The organism is Geothrix sp. (assembly GCF_049292215.1).
Lineage (GTDB): Bacteria > Acidobacteriota > Holophagae > Holophagales > Holophagaceae > Geothrix.
Map to the genome: position 1 here is coordinate 62265 of NZ_JBATQW010000051.1, position 23594 is coordinate 85858.

The following is a 23594-nucleotide window of genomic DNA, read 5'->3' on the forward strand; positions in this document are numbered from 1 at the left end:
GGTTGCGTTCAAGGCTTGCAGACCTTGCAGGCCTTGTAGCCGGCCTTGTCGGCTTCGGCGGCGGAACCGAAGGAAGTGCGGTTGGCCTCCTTGATCTTCGCGGCGGCCTTGCAGTCGGCGCGGTGGTAGGTCTTGGAGTCCTTGTTGGCCAGGATGGCGCCCGCGGGCTTCGCCGCGGGAGCGGGGGCGGCGGGCTTGGCGGCCGGGGCGGCGGGCTTGGCAGCGGGTGCTGGCGCGGGTTTGGTCTGGGCCAGGGCCGCCACGGAGGCGGCCGCGAAGAGAAGGGCAAGCAGGGCTCGGTTCATGGATTCTCCTGTGGGGAATGGCCCAGGGTGCGGGGGGCCGGGGTGGATGTCAACGGGGAACGGCGGCAGTGGCCGCGAACCTCGGCGCCCGGCGTGCCCGGGTGGCTTGCTCAAAGCTGAAGGCCAGTCTGAGCAGGGCCCCTTCCTGCCAGGGGCCGCCCACGAAGGACAGTCCCACGGGCAGGCCGAAGGCGAAGCCGGCCGGCACCGTGATGTGGGGACATCCAGCCACCGCCGCGGGGCTCGAGAAGCTGAGGCTCGAGCTGTCGCCGTTGACGTGGTCGATGAGCCAGGCAGGACCGCCCGTGGGGCCGACCAGGGCCTGCAGCTGGTGCTTCTCCAGCAGGCCCGTGATGTCCCGGCGGGCCTGGGCGCAGGTTTCGAGGGCCTTCAGGTAGGCCGGATCGGTCAGCGGTCCCTTGGCCTGCGCCTGCTGCAGCAGCTCCTGGCCGAAGAAGGGCATCTCCTCCTGGCGCCGTTGCTCGTTGAAGGACATCAGCGTGATCAGGTCCTTCACGGCGCCGCCCCGGCCCCCGAGGTAGGCGTTGAGATCCGCCTTGAACTCGAACAGCAGCACCTCGAATTCCGCGTCGTCGTAGGCCGCGGATTTCAGCTCCACGTCCACGAGCGTTGCGCCCTGGGCCTTCAGTGCCTCAAGGGCGGGCAGGATCACGTCATCCACGTGGGCGTGCACACCCAGAAGGTTCTTCACCACGCCGAGGCGCGCGCCCTTGAGGCCATCTTTCGTGAGAAAGCGGGTGTAGTCCACCTCCCGCCGGGCATCCGCCTCGCGGGTGGCGGCATCCCCAGGATCCGTGCCTGCCATGGCGCCCAGCAGGAGGGCCGCGTCGCGCACCGTGCGCGTCATGGGCCCGGCGGTGTCCTGGGTGTGGGAGATGGGGATGATGCCGCGGCGGCTCAGCAGACCCACCGTGGGTTTCAGGCCCACCAGGCCGCTCGCGTTGGCGGGACTCACCACGGAGCCGTCCGTTTCCGTGCCTACGGCCACCGCGCAGAGGCTGGCCGCCGTGGCGGCGCCAGAGCCAGAGCTGGAGCCGCTGGGACTGCGGTCCAGGGCGTAGGGGTTGCGGGTCTGGCCGCCGCGCCCGCTCCAGCCGCTGCTGCTGCGGGTGGAGCGCAGGTTGGCCCACTCGCTGAGGTTCGTTTTCCCCAGGAGGACCGCGCCCGCCGCGCGCAGCTTCGCCACGATGAACGCGTCCTTCTTCGGAACCGGCGCATCGCCCAGGGCCAGGGAGCCCGCCGTGGTCTTCATGCGGTCGGCGGTGTCGATGTTGTCCTTGATGAGCACCGGAATGCCATGCAGCGGACCGCGCACCTTCCCCGCCTTGCGCTCCGCATCCAGGGCCCGGGCGCTGGCCAGGGCCTCGGGGTTCAGCTCGATGACCGAGTTCAGCTTCGGGCCGGTTCGATCCAGGGCCCGGATCCGCGCCTGGCAGCGGCGCACCAGGTCAACCGAGGTCCAGCCTCCCGCAGCCATGCCAGCCTGGAGGTACTCGACGTCAGCTTCCTCCAGCACCAGGCCACTGGTGGCCGGGGCCTTCCCGCCTCCCCCCATGAGCGCGCCTGCGCTCAGCGCCAGACCCGCGCCCAGAAATACACGGCGATCGAAGGCTGCGGAATCCGGATGACGGGTCATGGGTTGTCCTTGGAGGGCTGAAAGGATCATAGCAACGACCATCCGCCGATTCCCGGCGCGGGCTCGCCGATCCAGGCCCGCGTGCCGGGCAGGAGCGGCGCAACCTGTCCTGGGAGGCCTCCATGGTCGGATTCCTGCTCTGGCTCATCCTGCTGCTGGTCTGCTGGCCGCTGGCCCTCCTGGCGCTGATCCTCTATCCGCTGATCTGGCTCCTGCTCCTGCCCTTCCGCATCCTGGGCTTCGCCGTCGAGGGCGCCTTCGGGATCGTGCGGGGGCTGTTCCTGCTGCCGGGGCGGATCCTCCGGTCCTGATCGAGGGTTGAGCCAGATCACACTCTTTGTTGATTCATCGATCTACAATGACCGGGTCCCGTGGAGGCCCCGTGTTCACTGGTTTCGAGCAGGCCAGACAATACATCCAGGCGCATTCGGTTCGCATGATCGACCTGATCTTCAGCGACCTCTGGGGCCGCTGGCACCATGTCAGCATCCCGGCCTCGCAGTTCACGGAATCCCTCATGCGCGACGGTGTGGGCTTCGATGGTTCCAGCGTGGGCCTGAAGTCCGTGAAGTCCGGCGACATGGTGTTGATCCCGGACCTCACCACCGCCTTCATGGATCCCTTCTGGGACCTGCCCACCCTCGGCTTCATTTGCTCCGCCTTCGAGGCAGACACCAAGGCTCCCTTTTCCGTGGATCCCCGGAACATAGCCATTCGTGCCGAGGCCTACCTGCGGGAGACGGGCATCGCCGACCAGAGCATCTGGGGCCCCGAATACGAGTTCTACGTCTTCGACAAAGTGAGCTACGAGAATGGCGTGAACACCGCCTCCTATCGGGTCGACAGCCGCGAGGCCGACTGGCACAGCCACGAGGGTGGCCACGGCCACTTCATCCCCCTGCACGGCGGCTACCACGCCATGGCGCCCAAGGACCAGCTCTACAACCTTCGGGCCGAGATCTGCATGGAGATGGAGCGCATGGGCGTCGAGGTGAAGTACCACCACCACGAGGTGGGCGGCCCTGGCCAGTGCGAGATCGAGACGCCCCTGTTCCCTCTGCTCAAGGCCGGCGATGCCACTCAGATCGTGAAGTATGTGACGAAGATGGTGGCCCACCGCCGGGGTCAGACGGCCACCTTCATGCCCAAGCCCCTCTACGGCGAGGCGGGCAGCGGCATGCACTTCCACCAGATGCTTATGAAGGCCGGGAAGAACCTCTTCTACGACGAGAAGGGCTACGGCAGGATGAGCCAGGAGGCCCTCTGGTACATTGGCGGCATCCTGGCCCACGGCCCGGCCCTGCTGGCCATCACCAACCCCAGCACCAACAGCTACCGCCGCCTGGTGCCGGGCTTCGAGGCTCCCGTCAGCGCCTTCTTCTCCCTGGGCAACCGGTCGGCAGCCATCCGGGTGCCCAAGTACGCAGACCAGCCCGAGACTGCTCGCTTCGAGTTCCGCCCGCCCGACGCCACCTGCAACGTCTACCTGGCCCTGGCAGCCCAGCTGCTGGCAGGCATCGACGGCATCCAGAAGCAGATGGATCCCACAGCCCTAGGCTTCGGCCCCATCGACCAGAACATCTTTAGCTGGAACGAGGAGCAGCGCAGGAAGATCAAGAGCCTGCCCACCAGCCTCACGGAAGCCTGCGATGCGTTGGAAGGGGACTTGGACTTCCTGCTGGCCGGGGGTGCCTTCGACCGGCTCCAGCTGGTGGACTACCTCAAGCACTTGCGAGCCCAGGAGGCCGCGGTGCGCAACCGCCCCCACCCCTATGAGATGGCCCTGTATTTCGAGGCCTGACAGAGCCTGACGGAGTGGCGCCAACCGGTCGGGAGCCCGATATTTCCTCCGGGCATGGCCCGCACCCGAGGGTTCTCCGGGCCACCCAGGAGGCTGCCATGGAACTCGACCTGGACGCCAAGGAATTGGAACTCCTCACTCGGACCCTGGAGCATCGCCTCGAGGACCTCCAGCGGGAGATCCACCACACGGATCGCGCCGCCTTCAAAGCGCTCCTCAAGTCGGACGAGGCGACCCTGCGCACGCTCCTGGGGAAGCTGAGGACCCCCATCGCCATGGGGATGTGACCCACCGGCTCCAGCCTGGAGCGGTTTTACAGCCACCGCCGGACCCGCCGGGCGTAGGCCTCGTAGACCTTCCCGAACTGGGCCCGGAGGCGGACCTCCTCGCGAACAATGACCAGGCGGTCCAGCAGGAGGACCAGCACCAGGGCCATGCCCAGCACCCAGGCCGAGTCCAGCAGGACCCCGAAGCAGACCAGCAAGGTCGCGAGTCCGAGGTAGAGGGGGTTCCGCGTCCACCGGAAGGGGCCCGAGGTCAGGAGCGCCGAGGCCACGCCATTGGGTTCCGGCGTGGTGCCCATGCGCCGGAAGGTGAGCAGGCCCCAGCCGCCGTGGAGGGCGACCAGGAGCAGTAGCAATCCGCCCAGACCCAGCCTGATGGCCTGCGGCAGGCCTAGATCCAGAGGGTGGATGAACCGGAGTGCCGCACCCAGGAGGAGGCAGGCGAGAAAGAGCAGGGGCGGCTGGGGGGATTTCCAGGAGGTGGGCAAGATGTCCTCGGGATCAGCCCAGGGCCACTTCCAGGGCGTTGGCGTAAAGTCCCTTCAATTCGGCGGCATCCGCGTCCAGAAGGGGCTGACCATCCACTGCCAGGGTGACCCGGGAGCCGCCGGTCGTGCCGATCTTGGCGAAGGGTACGCGGTGGGTGGCACAGAGCGTGGCCAAGCTGCTTTCGCCCTCGCCAGTGACACTTACCACAATGCGGCCCACGGACTCGCCGAACAGCAGGCTGTCCAGGCGCAAGCCCCCCTTCGTCAGCATCAGCTGGCAGCCCATCTCCCCGCCGAAGGCACTTTCAAGCACGGCCGTCAGCAGGCCGCCCTCGCTGGTGTCGTGGGCGCTGCGGATGAGGCCCAGACGGATGCCCTCGCGCACGCAGGCCTGCAGGCGCAGCTCCTCGTCCAGGCGCAGCTCGGGGCAGGCGCCCTCCACCTTGCCCGTGCGCAGCTTCAGATACTCGCTGCCACCCAGCTCGTCGCGGGTCTCGCCCAGCAGGAAGATGCCGTCGTGAGCCGCGCGGAAGCCCGACCCGCAGATGCGATTGCCGACTCTGGAAAGGGCGGTGGCGTCCGGTGCGTCGATGGCGACCTGACCGGCGCAGTCCTCCACGAGACCCACCGCGGCGATCATGGGCGTGGGGAAGATGCTCTGGCCTTCGGTGTCGTTATAGAGGCTCACGTTGCCGCTGACGATGGGCACGTCAAGGGCCAGGCAGGCCTGGCGGATGCCCAGACAGCCCTGCTCGAAGGTCCACATGTTCTCGGGTTTCTCGGGGTTGCCGTAGTTCAGGCAGTCCGTGAGGCCGATGGGCTCGGCGCCCACACAGGCCAGGTTGCGGCAGGCCTCTGCCACCGCGTGGGCCGCGCCCCAGAAGGGATCCAGGTAGCAGAAGCGGCTGTTGCAGTCGCTGCTCATGGCCACGGCCTTGCCCGTGTCCAGGCCAGCTTCGTCCTTCACTCGGATGATGCCGGCGTCGCCCCGGCCCATGCCCAGCAGCGTGTTGCTGCGCACGGTGCCATCGTACTGCTCGAAGATCCAGCGCTTGCTGGCCACGGTGGGCGCCTGGAGGATGTGGCGCAGGGTGCGCTCCACCTCGGTGGGCTTGAGGTCGGCCGGAAGGGGCTCGGCATTCACCGCATCGAGGTAGCCAGGCCGCTGCCGGGGCCGGTCGTACTTGGGCGCTGCGTCCACCAGGGGCTGGATGGGCAGGTTGATGACGGGCGCGCCGTGCCAGCTGCCGATGAAGCGGCCACTGTCGGTGACTTCGCCCACCACGCAGGCATCGAGGCCCCACTTGTGCAGGACGGCAATGATGTTCGGCTCGCAGCCGGGCCGGGCCACCAGCAGCATGCGCTCCTGGCTTTCGCTCAGCATCAGCTCGAAGGGCGTCATGCCCTCCTCGCGCTGAGGCACCTGGTCCAGCCGGATCTCCAGGCCCGTGCCGGCGCGGCTGGCCATCTCGAAGCTGCTGGAGGTGAGGCCAGCGGCCCCCATGTCCTGAATGCCGATGACCCAGTCGGTCTGGAAGATCTCAAGGCAGGCTTCCAGGAGCAGTTTCTCCGTGAAGGGATCGCCCACCTGCACCGTGGGACGCTTCTCCTCGCTGCCTTCGCCGAACTCCGCCGAGGCCATGCTGGCGCCGTGGATGCCGTCGCGGCCCGTCTTGGAGCCGATGTACATCACCTTGTTGCCCACGCCCGAGGCAAATCCTTTGAAGACCCGGTCGCTGCGCAGCACGCCCAGAGTGAAGGCATTGACGAGGATGTTGCCGTTGTAGCTGGCATCAAAGCCCGCATCGCCGCCCAGCATGGGAATGCCCATGCAGTTGCCGTAGCCCGAGATGCCCGCAGCCACGCCCTTCACCAGGCCCTTCATGCGGGGGGCATCGAGCTCCCCGAAGCGGAGGCTGTTGAGGTTGGCCAGGGGCCGGGCGCCCATGGTGAACACATCGCGGAGGATGCCGCCCACGCCGGTGGCCGCACCCTGGTAGGGCTCAATGAAGCTCGGGTGGTTGTGGCTCTCCATCTTGAAGGCCACGGCCCAGCCATCCCCGATGTCCACCACGCCGGCGTTCTCGCCAGGGCCCTCAATGACCCGGGGGCCCTCCGTAGGCAGGTTCTTCAGGTGGATGCGGCTCGACTTGTACGAGCAGTGCTCGCTCCACATGGCGCTGAAGACGCCCAGCTCGGGGTGGGTAGGCAGGCGGCCGTCTAGGAGGCGCAGGATGACCTGCCACTCGTCCTTGGACAGCCCCAGCTCCAGGGCCAGGGTTTCATTGACGGCCGGTTCGTGGGCAACAGACATGGAGGCTCCGCAAGCCTTGATTCTACCGGCTACGTCCCCTCCGAACGAGGCTTGACAAGCGTCAGGTAGGCTCGGCGTCCACGGGCGCCATGGGAGATTCTCCGCCCTCATAGGTGCGGCGGAGGACGCCCTGGACCAGGCGCTGGAAGAAGGTGCCCCGCTCGGGGTTGAACACGATGGACACCGCGGCCTTCAGGTCCGTGCCCAGCTCCAGCAGGGCACCTCCCTCCACGCCGGTTCCCAGGAGCAGGAAGGGCACCCGCCCCTGGATGCTCTCGACCATGGGTCTGAGGCGGCGGCGCTCGTCCAGGCTGAGGCTGGGCAGGTGGTAGAGCACCAGGGCCGGCCTCAGGTTCAGGGCATCCTTCAGGGCCGCCATGGTGGGTGGCACCCGCTTGAGTGGCTGGAGCCCACCCAGGAGCGCCTGCAGGGACTCCTCCAGGGCCGCGTCCCCGGAGACCAGGACCAGACCAGCCGGGCGACTGGTCACCGCCTTCAAGCTTCCGGCCGGCGTGGCGGTCTCCACGCCGCGCTGGGCGATGCGCTCGAGATCCTCCTCCCTCTTCTCGAAGACCCAGCGCGACAAGGGGTGCAGGACGTGCTCGTCCAGCTGGGGGCGGTATTCCACGCCGAAGGTCCGGCCCTGCACATGGCGCAGCTTCACCTTGGTGTTGATGCGGATCTGGTCCGTCACCTGGATGGTGACGGCCATTTCCTGCCCCGGCTCCAGTTCCCCGTCCATGAAATCCCGGCTGCTGTAGATCCTGGCGCCCGTGGTGCTGATGTTCACGAGGGTCCCCACGATCAGGTCGTACTTCGGCGTGCTGAAGGTGACGGGGATCCGGCCCACACGGTCTACGCGATACGAGCCCCGGTGATCCTCCTCCTGGAGCACATCCGGCAGCCGCAGGCGCAGGGTGCGCCGACCGTCGTACATGCCGAAGCCCCTCATCTCCGTCGGGGCCTCCAGGAAGCTGACCCCATGAGGGAACCGCATCTTCAGCCCGGCGTTGCGGAGACCAAAGGTGGCATCCTCCTGGCCCATGGTCGCGACGACATGGAACTCGGAGCCTTCAACCTTGACGAAGGACGATTCGAACCGGAGGTAGGGGGTCACCAGGATCAGCAGCTCGCGGCGACCGCAGGCGCGCTGGAAGATCTCCAGGATGGTCTCCGAATTCCGGATCAGGTTGCCGGCCAAGGCGCCTCCACAAGTGTTCGTGCTTCCATCATGCAGGGACTCCCGTAGACTGGAAAGTTCTGGAATCCCAACCGATGCCGCCACCCCAAACCCTCCTCGCCTACAGCGCCCCCCGGAGCGGCTTCGGGGACGAGTGGATGACATTCCTCCCCATTGGTCTCGGCTACCTGCAGGCCATGCTCAAGTCCCGGTCGTTCCCCTGCCGGGTGGCCAACCTGAGCGGCAAGGGCCGGAAGGAGGTCCTGGCCTACTTCCGGGCCCAAAATCCGCTGGTATTGGGCATCTCCATGTTCACCTTCAACCGCAAACGCTCGTACGAGCTGCTGACCTGGGCCCGGGAGGCCTGCCCGAACGCGATCCTCCTGGCGGGGGGTCCCCATCCCACCCACCTGGCCGAGGAGGTCTTCGAGGACTGCCCCGCCCTGAACGCCATCGTGCAGGGGGAGGGCGAGACCGTGCTCCTGGGCATCGTGGAGCGCCTGCATGCCGCCCCCGGGTCGGACCTGTGGCAGCGCACGCCGGGCCTGATCCTGCGGGAAGGTCGCACCCTGCCCCAGCCCCCACTGGAGGACCTCGATGCGGTCGGCATACCCGCCGAGCACCTGGAGGCCGACTTCCTCGACGACGTGGGCCAGTTGGCCTACCTGAGCAGCAGCCGGGGCTGCCCGGCCACCTGCAACTTCTGCAACACGCCGGAGTTCTGGGGCACCTCCATCCGGTTCCGCAGCGCGGAGTCGGTGCTGCGGGAGCTGCGGTTGCTGCGTGAACGGCACGGCCTCACCTACTTCAGCTTCCGGGACGACACTTTCACCGCCAACCGGGACCGGGTGCTCAAGCTCATGGACGGCATTCAGGGCAGCGGGCTCCACCCGCTGTGGAACTGCCAGAGCCGGGTGAACCTCGTGGACGAGGATCGCCTGGTGGCCATGAAACGGGCGGGCTGCGAGTTCATGCAGTTCGGCGTCGAGCACGGGAGTGAGCGCGTGCTGGCCCTGCTGGACAAGGGCACCAACCTCCGCCACGCCCGCCGCGCCCTGGACCTGGTGCGCAAGGTGGGCATGAACCTGGGCATCTACCTCATCACAGGCATTCCCGGCGAGACCTGGGCCGATGTGGAGGAGAGCGCCGCCTTCATCCGGGACACCCGGCCCAGCGACTGCCAGATCAGCCCCCTGGCGCTGTATCCCGGCACACGGATGTACGATCAGTACCGTGCCGAGGGCCGCATCCGCTCGGACTTCTACCGGGCCAGCGGTGACGCGGAGATCTTCGCCAGGGTGGACGGCCACACGGAGAAGGCCCTGCGCCACCTCGACCAGGCGGCCCAGCGGGCCAAGGCCCGGTCCCGGTTCACCCCGGCCGAGTTCGCGGAGCAGAAGCGCTGGCTGGGGTTCTGCGCCGTCACCAACCTGCTCTGCGGCGAGGCCGCCGAGGAGGAGGAGCGCTGGATCGAGGCCGAGGCCGAGTACACAGAGGTCATCGCCAAGGAACCCGCCAACCCCTGGGGCTTCATGAAGCGCGCCCTGCTTCGCGAGAAGCTGGGACAGGCCGCCAAGGCACGCACAGATCTCGCAGAGGTGTTGGACCTGGCGCCGGGCAATCCCGAGGCCACGGAGCTGGCCACGCTGTGGGGACTGAAGCAGGCCAAGGTCCGGTCCAAGAAGCCCGCCCACGGGCCCACCGCCGAAATGAAGGGCGCCGAAGCCTTCCTCAGCCGGCCGAAGATGTAGCTTCGCGCTGCAGCGCCCGCTTCCACTCCAGCAGCCCCATGACGCAGAGCACCTGGTACACGAGGTACAGGGCGCTGGCCACGTAGAGCCCCTTGGAGATCAGCAGACCCACCGAGATGCAGTTGGCCACGATCCACACGGGCCAGTTCTCGATCCACTTGCGGGTCATCATGAACTGCGCCACCAGGCTGAGGGCCGTGATGAGGGAATCCAGCACGGGCACAGTGCTGTTGGTATAGCGCCGGAGCAGCCAGGTCAGGCTGGCGGTGATGAGCGCCACCGCCAAAGCCAGCTGGACCCCGATAACCGGCTTCACCCGGCTCACGGTCAGGGCCCCGTGGTCGCGTCCCCCGTGCAGCCAGCTCCACCAACCGTAGATGGAGATGGCGATGTAGAAGCCCTGGAGCCCCATGTCCGCGTAGAGCCCTGTGCGGTAGAACAGCACGATGAACGCGAAGTTGTTCGCGATGCCCAAGGGCCAGTTCCAGATGTTCTGCCGCACCAGCAGGGCCACGCAGGCCGCGCCGGTGACGAAACCAAACACCTCCATCCAGCCCGGCATCAGTCGTCGTGCCGGATGTGTGGGCTGCGCTCCAGGATCATAAGCACCAGACGCTCCAACTCATCCACCATGAGGAAACGCAGGCTCGGATCCTTCCGGCCAAGGGCAGGCTCGCCGCCGCCCCGCAGCACGAAGAAGGGGCCGGACCGCTCGATGCGCGACACCTGCTTCCAGAGGAGGCGCCCGGCTCCCACCCTTCTCGCGAGGGGCGTGGGCAGGGCGTTGTGCTCCACCGACAGGCCCAGGTCATCCACCAGGACCTGGGAACCCTCCACCATCAGCACGCCCAGCAGGGTCCCCAGCAGCAGCAGGCTGCCAGCCACCACGGCGCCAAAGGCGGCCGAGACGGCCACCCAGAAGGACCAGGTCGGCTCGCCGGCGGCCTCGGCCACCTTCAGGGAGGCCCGCAGGACCGGCAGCCGTTCCATGATCTGGGCAAGGGCCCGGACGCCCACCAGCCAGGAGCCCGCGAAGAGGAGCATGGCCATGGCCCGCTGGGCGAAGGAGGGGCGAAAGACGAGGGGGGAGCCAGCGGACATCAGGGACCTAGGCCTGCATCTCGGCCACGATGGCTTCGGCCGCCGCCGCCGGGTCTTCCGCGTGGGTGATGGGGCGCCCCACCACCAGCCAGGTGGCACCCTGCCGAAGCGCCTGGGCGGGGGTCATGACCCGGGCCTGATCCTGGGTCGCTGCCCCCGAGGGCCGGATGCCCGGCGTCAGGCGATGGAAGCCCTCGCCGCAGGCCTCGAGAATGGCCGCAGCCTCCCAGGCAGAGCAGACCACCCCGCCACAACCAGCCTGGTGGGCGAGCCTCGCATAGCCGAGGGCGAGTTCCTCCGGCGGTCCGGCATGACCCAGGGCGGCCAGGGCCTCCCGGTCCAGGCTGGTCAGCACCGTCACGGCCAGCAGCTCGGTGCGGCCGCCGGCGGTCCGGTGGACGCGGACGGCCTCCACCGCCGCCTCAAGCATGGCCGGCCCGCCCTGGGCGTGGACGTTCACCAGGCGCGGATCGAGCTTCAGCACCGCCTCCAGGGCCCGCCGAACGGTGGTGGGGATGTCATGCAGCTTGAGGTCCAGGAAGACGGGCACCTGCTGCTGCAGTTCCCTGACGAAGGCTGGACCTTCCGCACAGAAGAGCTCCAGGCCCACCTTCAGCATCCCCACCCGGCCAGACAGACGCGCGGCCATGGCCAGCGCCTCCTTCGCGGTGGGCACGTCCAGCGCCACCACGAGGCGTTCGCGGGGCGTAAGGTTCAAGGCGGAGGCGGACAAGGGGACTCCCGTATGATGCGGAGGACCAGTTTGCCATCAAGCGAGGCGCCATGCCCCTCCCACTGCAGTCCACCCCGCCCCCCATCACCGCCCCTGCACCGAGCGGAGCCAAGGCCCTGGAGGCCCTGCTCGAGGCCTACGACTGGGGGCATCCCCTGCCCCTGAGGCCGAAACTGAAAGGCCAGGCCGCCCTGACCTACGAATGGCTGAGGCGCGCCGCCACCTTCGATCCCACGGGAGCACTGCCCGTCAGCCCCTTCCTTTCGGGACGCGAACGCCGGGAAGCGGAGGCCCTCCGACGCCTGCCGACGGTGCCCAGGGAACAGCTGACGGCCTACCTGAAGGCTCTGTCTCCCCGGGAAGCCGGTACTGCCCTGGCCCTGTGGCGGTGGGGGCAAGCCCAGGTCCGGGCGGGGGCCTTCGACCGCGACCTCCGCCAAGTGTGGGAGGACCAGCTGCTCAGCGCCGGCCCGGCCCTGACCCGGGGCTACGCCCTCCGGCATGCCCTGTGCTGGGCCCTGGCCGAGCAGGATGAAGCTCGGTTCGCCAAGCTCAGGCCGACCGCGGATCCGGCCTCCGAGGCCGTCCATCAAGCGTTCCAGGGCCTCTTCGGTCTGCTCGGAGGCCCCTCGCCGACGCTGCGGCTGTGGGCCCTGCCCGGGCTGGCCTACCGGGACCTGAGCCTGGAGCAGCTGGGTGGGCGCATCTGGGTCTGCCCCCTCGAGGAGGGGCCGGTCCCGACCCTCCCGAGCGGAACGGCCTGGATCATTCCCAGCGCATCTGGTGCTCTGGACAAGCGGGATGCCTCTCTTCCTGAACCCCTGCTGGCGGAAGGCCGGGCCCTGGGAGAGCGGTTGCAGCTGACTGGGGCCACCGCTTCCTTCGCCGCCAGCCGGCCCGCCTTCGAGCGAATCGGCCTGCTGTGGTTCCCCATCCTCATCGAGCTGGATGGCAAGGACCGCATCCGGTCCATTCGCATGGGAGACGCTGCGCCGGAACGGCCCTGAGTCCTCAGCCGATGCCACACCCCTGCAGCCAGCCAGCCACCGCGCCCCAGGCCATCTGCGCCCAGTAGTGGAAGCCGCGCCGCACGGGCTTCAAGGTGTAACTCGCATGGAGCCGGTCCTTGAGCATCGGGTAGTTGCCGTCGGGGTCAAGCACCGCCGCGGCCACGGGCGAGTCGAACTCGTAGGTGATCCAGCGGTCCTGGCCGTCCCAGACGAGCCGCTGCTCCTCCCGGTTCTCGAGGCGCACCCACAGCGTGATGGGCACGCGCAGGCCGCCCCTCCGCTCCAGCGTGATGGAGCCGACCCGGCCCGGCGCCGCCGGCTGAGGCGAGGCGAAGACCGGAGCCTTGTCCGAGAAGAGCCAGCCGCCCTGGGTGACCTCTCGTGTCTTCACGCCCCGGATGGCGTAGTCGAGGACCTCCGTCCCCTCCACAAAATCCCGCCAGAAAGCTCCAAGGTCCCGGCCGGACACCCGCTCCGCGATGCGCCGGAAATCCTGGCGCGTCGGGTGCCGGAAGGCCATCTCCTGCGCATAGGCCCGCAGGACCTGCTCCATCACGGGGCGGCCCAGCATCGCTTCCAGCTGGTTGAGCACCAGGGTGGGCTTCGCATAGGCGGTGACGAAGTAGCTCTCCATGCTCAGGGTCTTGAAGCCAAAGCGGGTGAGGGGATCGGCAGTCGGAAGGAACCAGTAGCCGGCCCACTCGCCGAAATCGGTGCCCACCTGGAAGCGCCGTCCACCTAGGAGAGTGTGGTAGCTCCGCTCCAGAGCCTTGTGGGTGAACCAGCTGGTGAAGCCCTCGTCCAGCCAGGGTTCCTCGAACTCGTTGCTGGCCAGCAGTCCGTAGAAGTACTGGTGGCCGAATTCGTGCATGGCCACCAGCTCGGGCGCCCTGACCCCCAGGGGATCGAAGGCCACCGAGCTGGCCGTGATGAGGGTCGGGTACTCCATGCCGTCGGCCCCTCGGGCTTCATCGGGGGGGTCGATCACCGTCAGGGTGGGGTAGGGGTACTTGAAGTACCACTCCTCGCTCCAGCGCAGTGCGCTCTCCACGGCGCGGCGCTGCCGCTGGAGGTTCCCGCGGTTGGGTCCATTGATGTAGTAAAAGACCTGGACGCCCCGGTATTCGTACATCGCCGGCTTCTGCCAGCTGGCGCTGGGGCGCACGGCCCAGGCGAAGTCATGGACATCCTCGGCATGGAGCCGCCAGAGGAAGTTCAGGGGCCGCTTGGGATCCTGGGCTGCGTCCCGCTCCACCCCGTTGGGATCGACCTGGGGAATGGCGGTCCCGGTGTGGGCCAGTCCCAGGGCGTTCGGCAGCGACAGCGTCACGTCGTAGGTGCCGAAGTCCGAGAAGAACTCCGTGTTGGCATGGTAGGCGTGGCAGTTCCAGTGATCGCCCTGGTAGACGCCGACCTTGGGGAACCACTGCCCGGACATGAGGAAGTCATCTGCCCAGCCACTGCGGGCGAAAACCCTCGGATAGCGGTTCTCCCAGGTGACCTCCACCTGGATTGTCTCGCCGGGCGGCACGGCCCGGGGGAGCTTCAGCCAGCGCACCGTTTCGTCCTCGCCGTCGTGACCCTCCAGGTCCCGCCCTTCCGCCCGCGCGCTGGTGAGTCGGCAGTAGCCCCAGGATTGCGGATCGGCCGGCCGGTCCTGGCGATCCATGCGCAGGCGTCCCCCGCTCTCCTGCACGAACCGGCTCTGCGGCCCCTTGAAGGCGTTGAGGTAGAGGTGCAGCGGCAGCTCCTGCGTCGGTGCCGTGCCCGCATTGCGCCAGGAGATCGTCTCCCGCCCTTCCAGGGTCTTGTGCTCGAAGTCCAGCGTCGCCTCGATGCGGTAGTTCGCGATCCTGGGGGACTTCGCCTTGTCGAACCACTTCTCCGGCGTCCAGGTCCGCGGCCCCGCCACCAGTCCAAGGGTGGCGAACATCACCAGCAGAACGGTCCAGCGCCGTGTCATCAATACCTCCCGAGCGTGCGACGAGCATACCAAGCCAGGCCCAGGATGGGCCCTTGTCGTTCACCCAATCCCTGCTACACTCAAGTCCCTACCGCGGGGTGGAGCAGTCCGGTAGCTCGTTGGGCTCATAACCCAAAGGTCGTAGGTTCAAATCCTACCCCCGCTACCAACGCAAGTCCCGAAGAGGCCCGCCAACACTGCGTTTGCGGGCCTCTTTCTTTGTTCCTGCGAACACAGCCTTTGGTCATGAGCGGACACCCCAGGACACTGAAAACCCCCTTGTGGACACCCCTAGGTGGCACAAAGGTGGCACAACAATTTCACTCTCTCGATGGGCGGGTCCGGCTCCTTGCGACGATACTCACCGATCGTCGGCCCTCAGCTCCCAGAACAACGTCAGATTCGTAGAATAAAATATGTTGTTGATTATAGTAGTCTTAGAATTCAACTAATGGGTTCGTGAAATGGCCCATTTCAAGCCTTGGATTGCGCTTGCCTAGGAACTGTAACCGTCGCGGTTTTGGGGGCGACACGTTCTATTTCGAGGTGGACTGTTTCGGAAGGAGCTGGGATCCGACCGAAGCCTCTGAGGACCCTGCCTGCGACGACATGACGACCTGGGTGTTTACATGCCTGCTGGCGAGTGAATATTGATCCAAACGAGACGAGGACCACTGGGGCCTCGTCGTAGTTCATCGCTTCGGACTGTTACCGGGTGACCCTCCGGAGGTAGATGTAGCCCTCCTTATCACGACCAGCTTCCTCAGCCATGCGGGTGAGATGCTTCAGGGTGGCATCACCTCTGTCCGTGATGAGCCCCTTCAGCTCCGACAGAAGGGAATCGAGAGGGTCGTTCGGCGAGAGCGCGACCAGAATCCCGGAGAGCCGACAGGTGTCGAAGTCCACGGTCTCTCGCTTGGGCTTGGTGGAGGATGGCATGATGGCGAAGTGTGCCTGAGCATCAAGCACGGCCTCCCGGAGGGTCCAGCCCTGCTTCGTGGCCTCCTCGCAGAACCCCTTAGGCAGCACCGAGGCCAGCGCCTCGTCAGCATTCGGAAGCATCGCGAGCGACCCGACCTGAAGCACGGCAGAACGGAAGAGCTTCTTCCCTTTGTCATCGGTGGGGCCGAAGCAGTGGTAACTGCCCAGGCCCTTGCCGGGGAAGAACTCCAGAGGGGACTTCTTCCTGCTGGCAGATGCAGCGGGAGAATCCTGCTTGGCGGAACCGGTTCCGAACAGCTTGCTCATGATGGGTCTCCACAGGGTGCCAACTGGCACGGGCACCTTCCAATGACCAAACCGCTAGGGCAACAGGCCAATTACCCATCACCGGATTACTGGGAATTCCGGAAAAGAAGGGAATTCCCCGTTGACCTGACGTGTGAGCTTCGGGACCGAGATGGTCGTCAGCAGGGAATGAACATCAGGGACGAGCCACCGGCAATAAGGTCCTTTCACTTCGTCTTGACAAAAATTACACAAGGGTCGTTTAATACTGGAAATGATCACAACAAAGTCAACTTTGGTGGGAACCCTATGCTGCGCAGATTGCTTTTCTCAATGGCCCTGGCCCTCAGCCTTGGCTGGAATCATCTAGGGGCCCAGAGTTACCAGACCTCCTTCTCAAGTGCAAAATTCGACCGGGCGAAAGGGCCTGCCACCTTTACTGCCGGTGTAGAGGTTGATGCGGCCACGGGTGCGGCAAGCATGAATATCCCCTTCGGGCCGGGTATCGGAGAACGGGGACTTAAGTTTCGCCCATCTCTGTCCATGCGTATCAATCCCCAGATGGCAATTAGCACAAGCGATGAAAATGTGTTGAGCGATCCCAATTGGGCAACCAAGCCTCCGGTCGTAACCACGATGGACACTCTGTACCAGCGGGGCTTTGGGTCGGCCTCTTTCAGCCCCGGAACCTTCGATCTGGGGACCATGGTCAGCACCATGGACCGCAAGAAGAACACTTACGCCTTGCCAGGTGGTGGTGGCGGTCATGCACTCGGGCAGCTCCCCTCTTCAATGACGACCACTGCCGCGCAGTCTCTACTCATGAAATTTGGGTACAGCGCGAACGACACAATTGGCAACGTCCCAAGTCAGGTCGGTTTCACCCCCAGGGTGCCCCTCATTCAGATGGGTTCGGATGGAAGTCTCATTCTCGGCCTTCGAGCCCAAGGCGGTGCCACACAGATCACAGACGAGGTTTCGGCTGACATCCAACAGAACCCAGCATCAGTCCTATATCAGTGGGACTTCCCGCGTCGTGTGGTGGTCATCAACGGAGAAGTCGCTTACGAATTTCATTATGTGCACCACACCTACATGATTCGGGTCATCCCCTATCTAGCCAACAAGGATAAGAACCAGCTCTACAGTGGTCATTACGTGATCACGAGAATCCGGAACAAGTTTGGTGAATCGATTGATTTTACTTACGATGCCGATGGAATAGGCTACACAGCTACGTGGAGCACAAACCCTGCTGTCAAGATCCGTGTCCAGGTCGTAGGCACCACGCCAGTCCCAGCAGGGCAGCCCCGCCTGAACGACAGCAGGTTCCAAGTTACGGCTGCCACACAAATCAGGGTAAGTTACCTTGGCATCAGCCAACCCACTTCTAGTTACCTACTGGAAGTGTCGGATCCGTCTCTGGGCACGGCGCTGAGGCTCGCCTCGGGAGGTGGACCAGAGAGCCCGGCTGCTAACAGTCCAAGTGGTACCATCGATTGGGACTGGACGAATTTCGATACAAGTGTCCAGTCGATTCAACCACTTCGGGTGCTTCAGGAGGCTACCAGCGAAGAGATTCGCTATTCCTATGGAGTCGGCCCGTCTTTCATTTGGAATAGCGTGGCTATCGCTCCAACTGTGGTAAATGCCATAACATACCCAACCAGAACCGTTAACTTGGTTTGGGACTTGTATCGATATCGCCCTAACTATAGCCCGGAGGCTTGGGGTGGGTTTATTAGCAGTGTGGATCCAGGTCGCCCAGCCGTCGGATATGGAGTTGTTCGTCTTGACGATATGGACGGAATCGAATGCAGGCAGACACGGCATACACGCGTTCTCCCAATCTCGAATTGGTCTAATGAGCCGATGCACCAGGCACCAGCGGATCAGTGGGTGGACACCACCTTTTATGACGCGATCACCCAGCCTGATGGTTCCGTAAGCGTCCATCGATTCGTATCCCCTTCGCTGGTCAATGGCATCACGGGCGCCGATGGCATGCAGAACCTGGCCTTCATCAAGACGCTGGAGCGGGAGGTACGGTTCTACGAGCCTGGGATCGACTGGCAGGCTGATCTTTCGGTCACCAGCCCCGCCTCCAGTTCCGCATTCAAATGGGTAGTCAAGGATCGATTCGATGTCAGGTCTGCGGGAGCGCCAAACGGAGAACTCACGCTTCGATCAGTTCCTTACCCCACTCGAGTGAGGACCTGGGAAAAGGAATCTCAAATCCTGACCGTGGAGGAATCGACTGATTGGGACACTTCCGCCTTTGGGTGGAAGACGTCTCACACTTTCACGGCCATCACTGCTGCCCCGCTTCTGCCCATGGACTACCTTAGCCTCAAGCAGAAGGGCCTGAGCAACGAGACCTATCCCACCGACAAGGGGGGTTACCTCCGGACCGACAAGACTTTCGAGCCTAAGCAGACGGACTGGATTTTTGCCCGGGTCAAAACCGAACAAACCACTACGGTTTCGGATAGCACTGGTTTCATTGCCACGGGGGTGACCATTCCCAGTGCCGAGCCATTGCTGACGCGCACCTTCAACGCGGACATCAATCGTGTGGAGGCAGTGGGCATCAGCAACACGGGTGCCCCGACGGTGACCACCAATTTCACTTTCCAAGGGACCACCGGCATCACAGCCCTGGAGATGCAAAGTGCCTACCTCAACTCGCCTGGTCTTGGGCTGAGCGGACAGTTGGGAGTCAGCGCCTACGGTTACGACGCGCTCGGGCATCTGAGTTCCATCAGTCAGAAGCCGAACGTTGAGACCACCCTTACGGTGACCCAGGTTTCGGATGAAATCGGAAGACCAATCACACAAACCGACATGGATGGTGGGGTAAAGACCTTCACTTGGGACTCTGCAGGCCGCTTGTCTGCAATTACATCCTCAGATGGGGATGCCGCCATCTCAATTTCGTACAACGACACGGATCACCGGGGCATCACCATGACCCAGGGGACCCGTGTCATGGAGTTCAGATACAACGCCTATGGGAATCTCATCCTCGAGCGGCGAACCGGAGAGGATGGTTCCAAGTCGCACCGCTTACATGGATATGACAAATTGGGCCGAAGGACTGGCGAGACCGTGTGGCTGAGTGGAGACGGTTCCAGTGCCGAAAGCGCGTGGATCCTGCCCAACTTGACCAGGGACATCAAGACCATAACAACCACCCAAGACCAGACCATCTGCAAGCGTTGGGGTGTGGATGAAGAGGGGAATGCCGTCTGCATTAGTTGGCAGACGATTCCGGGCACTACCACGGAGACAACCACTGCAGCGGCTTACGCTGGTGTCGCAACCGGGTACGATGGTCGAGGGAGGGTGAACCTCACCCAGGATGCGAACAAGGTCCAGACCACGACTGAATTTTTCGGACCTGGCACGCTTCCGCCTGGAATCACGACGTACGTTGGGCCTGTGCGCCGGGTGACCATTGGACCCGGGACAACTTCTGTCCAGGTGAAGTGGCTGGAGTCGGACGCCACGGGTCGCCTGGTCCGCCTGATTACTCCGGTGTCCAGGTATACAGATCCCTTGAACCCTGGGACCCGGACGGTCCAAAACCTGAAAACCGAATACCGTTATGACGGTGGGAACAGGATCAAGGAGGTCAGGCAGATCGACGAGGCCAACAGAACCCAGATCCGCTCGTGGGGATACAACCGATTGGGGTGGCTGGACAATCTCGTTCAACCGGAGAGTGGAACGACTTCCTACGGGGCGTTCACGGTCGCCGGCAAGCCCACGACGACCAATTACAACGGGCGCACAGTTCAGATGACCCCCGACTGGATGGGGCGACCGACGTCCGTCACTTCAACCGATGGGACGGTCAACCAGGCGTTCTTGTACGACACGGCCCTGAATGGCAAGGGACAACTCTCGTCTAGTACGGATGGCGGTGTGACAACCACCTATAGGTACGGGGGGCTGGGTAAGCGCCTCGATGCATTGACAACCAAGGCCATGGTGCAGGGCGTTCTTGAAACCTTCAACCAGACCTTTGCCTACGACTCCTATGGGAGCCGAACTGGGGGAAGCACGAGCCATGGCGGCTGGACCCAGTCGTACCACCCCCTGACAGGCCTTCCGAATGTGCTCAGTTATGGAGCCCAGGCCATCGCGAGCACCCCATGGGTTTTCTATGACCCCACAAGTTGGGCTGTGAAATCCATCGCCTACGGGAACGGAGCGGCCAGTAGTTTCGAATACGACCCCGATCAGGCCCGCCTAAAGGGAATGAAACACCTGGATGGCCAAACGGCCACTCAGGCAGATTGGCTATACAATTACGATGAGGTGGGTAACCTCACTCGTGAATTCGACAAGCAGCGCCCCGATGGCGCCGGGTCCTATGCCTTCGACCAATATGCCTATGACGAGCTCAATCGGTTGATCTCGGCGGTAATCCAATCCCCCACCTACGGCGAGCAGCTCCAACAGTTCGACTACGACGCCTTTGGAAACCGAGTCTCCAGCAATATTCAACGCGTTACAGGTTGGAGTGGGGCGAAGGGGGCATCCACGGCCTTCCTGGCGCCCTCCACGCTCTTGAACCCTGGCAACTCAGTTGTGGTGAACGCAGCCTTCACCCAGGGGAGCACCGCCCTGCTCCAGAATCGCCTCCCGGCCACCACCTCAGCTGGACTGCCCACCGGGGCGGTCTATGATGCTCAGGGGAACCTAACCAAGGTCTTTGAAAAGCCAACCAGCGTGAACCCGGTGCTCCTCACCATGGCCTACGATGCCCTGGGCCGGGTGCTCAGCGTGTCCAGCACCAGGACCGGCCTCACGGAGACCTACCAGTATTCCGCCGAGGGGCTTCGCACCCTGATCCAGGAATACAGCGGGACCACCCTTCAGAAAACTCGGGTGAACCTCTATAACGATGCCCGGCAGGTGGTTTCCCAGTGGGAGAAGACCGCCTCAGGCAGCCTCACCTGGAAGCGGGACATCCTGTACCTGGGAACCCGGGAGGCAGCCGAGATCGACGCCAATGGCATGCATGTCACCCAAGTGGACCATCTTGGGAGTCCACGCGTCGTGACCGGTCCAACAGGTACGGTGGAGTCCCGCCAGAAATACCTGCCCTACGGCGAGCTCTTGGAGCAGTCCGGCACCTTCAAGAGTGCTAAGGGCTACACAAATCATGAGCAGACGGATTCTTCGGGGCTGATCTACATGCAGGCTCGCTTCTACGTGCCATGGTTTGGACGATTCGCCAGCCCAGACCCGGCACGGGATCAGCATTTTGAGCACACTCAAAGCTGGAACATCTATAGCTACGTGCGGAACAGCCCTGTCATGAGCACCGATCCAACGGGAATGATCATGCTGAATGAGGGAACACGATCAAACAGCGCCACTGGGAACTTTGCCGCGAAAGCAAATAATGAAGCCGAAGAGGCGGCAAGGAAAAAGCGGGAGGAAGAAAGGAAGAAGAAGGAGGCGCAAACAGAAAGTTGTACTGACGGTAAGAACAAAAAACCTGCGGGGGCGATGCCGCTAAAACCAAGATACGACAAGGAACGATTCCTGAATGAAGGCGTGCATGTAGCGCCGCAAACTTCACAGCCTAAGCCGCAAACAAAGCAGGGGCTATACCCTGTGTATGTCTGGGACAACACACGCGCATTAATTCCGCATACATTCATTCAGACGCCCAATAAGACAAAAGGCTTCTATCCTAAAGCATCCTGGCATTATGCTGCGGCATTTGTTGCGACTCCTGGTGAGGTCAGGGATGATTCAGATCATCCTCGTAACGCAGATCCGACTTATGCTTTTTGGGTTGATGCTACAACCTTGTCCCATGTTGAGCAGGGAATGGAATGGAGCCCAACTGTTTACACCTTAAACAATGGCTTCTGGAGTCGTTCCTATAACTGCACGGGATGGGCAAATACTGTGTTATCGAATGCTGGATTAACTGCCGGTTGGCGCGGTGTAGGAGCGAATCCATGGACAAACTGAAGTGGGTCTGTATTTCCGGCGCTGCGATTGGCTTATTGCTTCTACTGGTATGCCTGATGAGGATGGGGGTCAAGCCCGAATCAAGGAAATGGTATGGAATCCTATATGCGTCGGACTATTTCCCGCCCTTGAATGGTTTCCCGGATGCGAAGGATGCCGACGAGCGTACCCTGATTTGTAGAAGGTTGGAAAAAAAGTATCAATTTGAAATGTCCACTCTTCATCCTGACCACAAAGCATTTTATGGGCTTCCGGGAAGCAAGTATACTTTGATCACTGTGTATGGAATTTCTAATCCTATTGAGCAACAACGACTTGTTGACGTGGCTAGGGGGGTTCGGCAGGACGTAAATGCTCGATCTTTTGTCATTGAGTTTTATGCCAAGGAAACCGGTCCGTCTCCACGAGACCAGTTTTTGCGAAAGGTCCGCATTGATTAGGCGCAAACATTCGAGCCCAAGGATCTGAAGGTAAGTGATCTGGGTAAGAAGTTCATCGCAGACAATGAAGGCGGTGATAGGAGCAAGGTCTACCCGGACAGCAGCAAGGACAAAAACCCAACAGCAGGCGTTGGTCACAAGCTGACCGAAGAAGAGAAGAAGAAATATCCGGTTGGAACCGAAGTCCCGGCTACGGTCAGAACAGCTTGGCTAGATGCCGACCTGAAAGATTCAGTCGGGGCTGTTCAGAGGCTGGTCAAGGTAAAACTGACGCAGACGCAGTTCGACGCACTTGTCGATTTCACATACAACGTCGGTCACGGTTTCTTGAGAGTTCGCAACTCCTAAAGAGTATTAATTCCGGCAAGGCAACCGCTGATAACATTAAAGATGGATTCCGTGGTTGGCTTAAGGGTGGAAAGGGAATTCCGGGGCGAAGGGATCGAGAAACAGACCTCTATAACAACGGCACATACCCATGAGAGGTCCCCGTCATGAGGAATGTATTCGTGTTGAGGGTGAGATTGATTGAGGAGGTTCTATGAGGCTGGTTCCAAGCTTGGTCACGGTTATGGTGGCTGTGGGTTCGACTGGTGGTTTCTGCCAGCAACCAAGCGCTAACCCATGCGACAACCCAAAGACAACGTTAGAAATGAGGGAGTGCGCTGCGTTCAAGCTTAAGAATGCAGAGAAGGACCTAGATCAGGTCTGCTCCACCCTGCTTTCTAAGTTGTCGGATGAAGCACATAAGAAGTCATTTAAAGCGTCCCAGGAGGCATGGCAGAAGTGTCGTGACGCCGAGGCAGAGTTTGAAGGTTACTTCTACAACGGCGGGACAATTCAGCTTCAAATCAAGTTGGACTGTATGACCAGAATGACCCAAGCGCGTGTAAAGGAGCTTCGCCAGCTTCTGAAAGACGAGTTCGACCACTGATCAATCCCCCGAAGAGCCCCCCTAACTTCGGGGGCTTTTCGTGGTCACGCCCGTGCATGCGTTCCTCCAAGCATGGGCTATCTTGAGTGCCGTTGGTTACTTTCTCCACCTACTTCAACGCGAAGGCAATCTGCTCCTCGCTGAACCGACTTTTCCTCATGGCTCCTCCTTTGCTTCTGAAATCGCCTCAAGGCGTCTCCAGCGGTACACTCATGGCAGTTCTTTGAAATAGGCAATCCAGCCTCCTGGTGTGCCCCAGTACCGTAAGGACGCCTCCAGGCGAGCCATATGCAGGCTCGCTTCTACGTGCCCTGGTTTGGACGATTCGCCAGCCCCGATCCGGCTCGGGATCAGCATTTTGAGCACACCCAGAGCTGGAATATTTATAGCTACGTCAGGAACAGCCCTG

At 63.2% G+C, this 23594-nt stretch carries 20 protein-coding genes and 1 tRNA gene; 11 read left to right on the plus strand and 10 right to left on the minus strand.

Translation table 11 applies throughout. The features are described from left to right. Window positions 1-8: 8 nt before the first annotated feature. On the minus strand, window positions 9-305 hold the full coding sequence (locus WAS25_RS08730) for an Ada metal-binding domain-containing protein (protein WP_422311138.1): 297 nt from the start codon (window positions 303-305) through the stop codon (window positions 9-11). 49 nt (window positions 306-354) lie between these two features. Further along, window positions 355-1962 carry an amidase gene (locus WAS25_RS08735; protein ID WP_422311139.1) on the minus strand — a complete coding sequence of 536 codons (1608 nt, stop codon included), beginning with the start codon at window positions 1960-1962 and terminating at the stop codon, window positions 355-357. Between the two features lie 122 nt (window positions 1963-2084). Here WAS25_RS08735 and WAS25_RS08740 point away from each other — a divergent pair, with 122 nt between their 5' ends. The 3 genes from WAS25_RS08740 to WAS25_RS08750 all read left to right on the plus strand — a co-directional run bounded on the left by WAS25_RS08740 (window position 2085) and on the right by WAS25_RS08750 (window position 4050). Beyond that, entirely contained in the window at window positions 2085-2273 is a 189-nt protein-coding gene (locus WAS25_RS08740; RefSeq protein ID WP_422311140.1) for a hypothetical protein, read from the plus strand. A gap of 71 nt (window positions 2274-2344) precedes the next feature. After that, on the plus strand, window positions 2345-3763 hold the full coding sequence (gene glnA / locus WAS25_RS08745) for a type I glutamate--ammonia ligase (protein ID WP_422311141.1): 1419 nt from the start codon (window positions 2345-2347) through the stop codon (window positions 3761-3763). Window positions 3764-3861: 98 nt separating this feature from the next. Beyond that, window positions 3862-4050: a hypothetical protein gene (locus WAS25_RS08750; protein WP_422311142.1), complete on the plus strand. Its 189-nt coding sequence runs from the start codon at window positions 3862-3864 to the stop codon at window positions 4048-4050. Between the two features lie 26 nt (window positions 4051-4076). On the opposite strand, the gene WAS25_RS08755 is transcribed toward WAS25_RS08750, so the two are convergent. The 3 genes from WAS25_RS08755 to WAS25_RS08765 all read right to left on the minus strand — a co-directional run bounded on the left by WAS25_RS08755 (window position 4077) and on the right by WAS25_RS08765 (window position 8050). Continuing rightward, complete coding sequence (locus tag WAS25_RS08755; RefSeq protein ID WP_422311143.1) at window positions 4077-4535, minus strand: methyltransferase family protein; 459 nt, start codon at window positions 4533-4535, stop codon at window positions 4077-4079. Window positions 4536-4548: 13 nt separating this feature from the next. Continuing rightward, window positions 4549-6849 (minus strand): phosphoribosylformylglycinamidine synthase subunit PurL, encoded by a 2301-nt coding sequence (gene purL / locus WAS25_RS08760; RefSeq protein WP_422311144.1) that lies wholly within the window; start codon window positions 6847-6849, stop codon window positions 4549-4551. Between the two features lie 61 nt (window positions 6850-6910). Further along, the gene (locus tag WAS25_RS08765) at window positions 6911-8050 is read right to left on the minus strand and encodes a PilZ domain-containing protein (protein ID WP_422311145.1); all 1140 of its coding nucleotides are present in this window, start codon (window positions 8048-8050) and stop codon (window positions 6911-6913) included. 74 nt (window positions 8051-8124) lie between these two features. Between WAS25_RS08765 and WAS25_RS08770 the strand changes: the two genes are divergently transcribed. Continuing rightward, window positions 8125-9780, plus strand: a complete 1656-nt coding sequence (locus tag WAS25_RS08770; RefSeq protein WP_422311146.1) for a radical SAM protein — start codon at window positions 8125-8127, stop codon at window positions 9778-9780. On the opposite strand, the gene pnuC is transcribed toward WAS25_RS08770, so the two are convergent. Genes pnuC through pyrF form a run of 3 tightly spaced genes read right to left on the minus strand, consistent with a single transcriptional unit; the run spans window position 9761 to window position 11614 of the window. Beyond that, a complete protein-coding gene (gene pnuC / locus WAS25_RS08775) occupies window positions 9761-10342 on the minus strand; it encodes a nicotinamide riboside transporter PnuC (RefSeq protein ID WP_422311147.1) in 582 nt (193 codons plus the stop codon). The two genes, WAS25_RS08770 and pnuC, sit on opposite strands and share 20 nt — an antisense overlap. Continuing rightward, the gene (locus WAS25_RS08780; RefSeq protein ID WP_422311148.1) at window positions 10342-10881 is read right to left on the minus strand and encodes a hypothetical protein; all 540 of its coding nucleotides are present in this window, start codon (window positions 10879-10881) and stop codon (window positions 10342-10344) included. The genes pnuC and WAS25_RS08780 overlap by 1 nt, the downstream gene beginning before the upstream one ends. 7 nt (window positions 10882-10888) lie before the next feature. After that, on the minus strand, window positions 10889-11614 hold the full coding sequence (gene pyrF, locus WAS25_RS08785) for an orotidine-5'-phosphate decarboxylase (protein WP_422311149.1): 726 nt from the start codon (window positions 11612-11614) through the stop codon (window positions 10889-10891). 50 nt (window positions 11615-11664) lie between these two features. On the opposite strand from pyrF, the gene WAS25_RS08790 reads away from it, so the two are divergent. Continuing rightward, the gene (locus tag WAS25_RS08790) at window positions 11665-12621 is read left to right on the plus strand and encodes a hypothetical protein (protein WP_422311150.1); all 957 of its coding nucleotides are present in this window, start codon (window positions 11665-11667) and stop codon (window positions 12619-12621) included. A gap of 4 nt (window positions 12622-12625) precedes the next feature. On the opposite strand, the gene WAS25_RS08795 is transcribed toward WAS25_RS08790, so the two are convergent. After that, a complete protein-coding gene (locus tag WAS25_RS08795) occupies window positions 12626-14587 on the minus strand; it encodes a M1 family metallopeptidase (RefSeq protein WP_422311152.1) in 1962 nt (653 codons plus the stop codon). Window positions 14588-14679: 92 nt separating this feature from the next. Between WAS25_RS08795 and WAS25_RS08800 the strand changes: the two genes are divergently transcribed. Then, a tRNA-Met gene (locus WAS25_RS08800) sits at window positions 14680-14756 on the plus strand. A gap of 539 nt (window positions 14757-15295) precedes the next feature. Here the strand turns inward: WAS25_RS08800 and WAS25_RS08805 are convergent. Then, window positions 15296-15835 carry a hypothetical protein gene (locus tag WAS25_RS08805; protein WP_422311154.1) on the minus strand — a complete coding sequence of 180 codons (540 nt, stop codon included), beginning with the start codon at window positions 15833-15835 and terminating at the stop codon, window positions 15296-15298. A gap of 288 nt (window positions 15836-16123) precedes the next feature. On the opposite strand from WAS25_RS08805, the gene WAS25_RS08810 reads away from it, so the two are divergent. The 5 genes from WAS25_RS08810 to WAS25_RS08830 all read left to right on the plus strand — a co-directional run. Beyond that, entirely contained in the window at window positions 16124-21811 is a 5688-nt protein-coding gene (locus WAS25_RS08810; RefSeq protein ID WP_422311156.1) for an RHS repeat domain-containing protein, read from the plus strand. Next, a complete protein-coding gene (locus WAS25_RS08815) occupies window positions 21799-22251 on the plus strand; it encodes a hypothetical protein (RefSeq protein WP_422311158.1) in 453 nt (150 codons plus the stop codon). The genes WAS25_RS08810 and WAS25_RS08815 overlap by 13 nt, the downstream gene beginning before the upstream one ends. Before the next feature lie 54 nt (window positions 22252-22305). Then, window positions 22306-22599, plus strand: a complete 294-nt coding sequence (locus WAS25_RS08820; RefSeq protein WP_422311164.1) for a glycoside hydrolase family protein — start codon at window positions 22306-22308, stop codon at window positions 22597-22599. Window positions 22600-22792: 193 nt separating this feature from the next. Further along, on the plus strand, window positions 22793-23185 hold the full coding sequence (locus tag WAS25_RS08825; protein WP_422311160.1) for a lysozyme inhibitor LprI family protein: 393 nt from the start codon (window positions 22793-22795) through the stop codon (window positions 23183-23185). 288 nt (window positions 23186-23473) lie between these two features. After that, on the plus strand, window positions 23474-23594 hold a 121-nt coding region (locus WAS25_RS08830), incomplete at its 3' end, for an RHS repeat-associated core domain-containing protein (protein ID WP_422311166.1).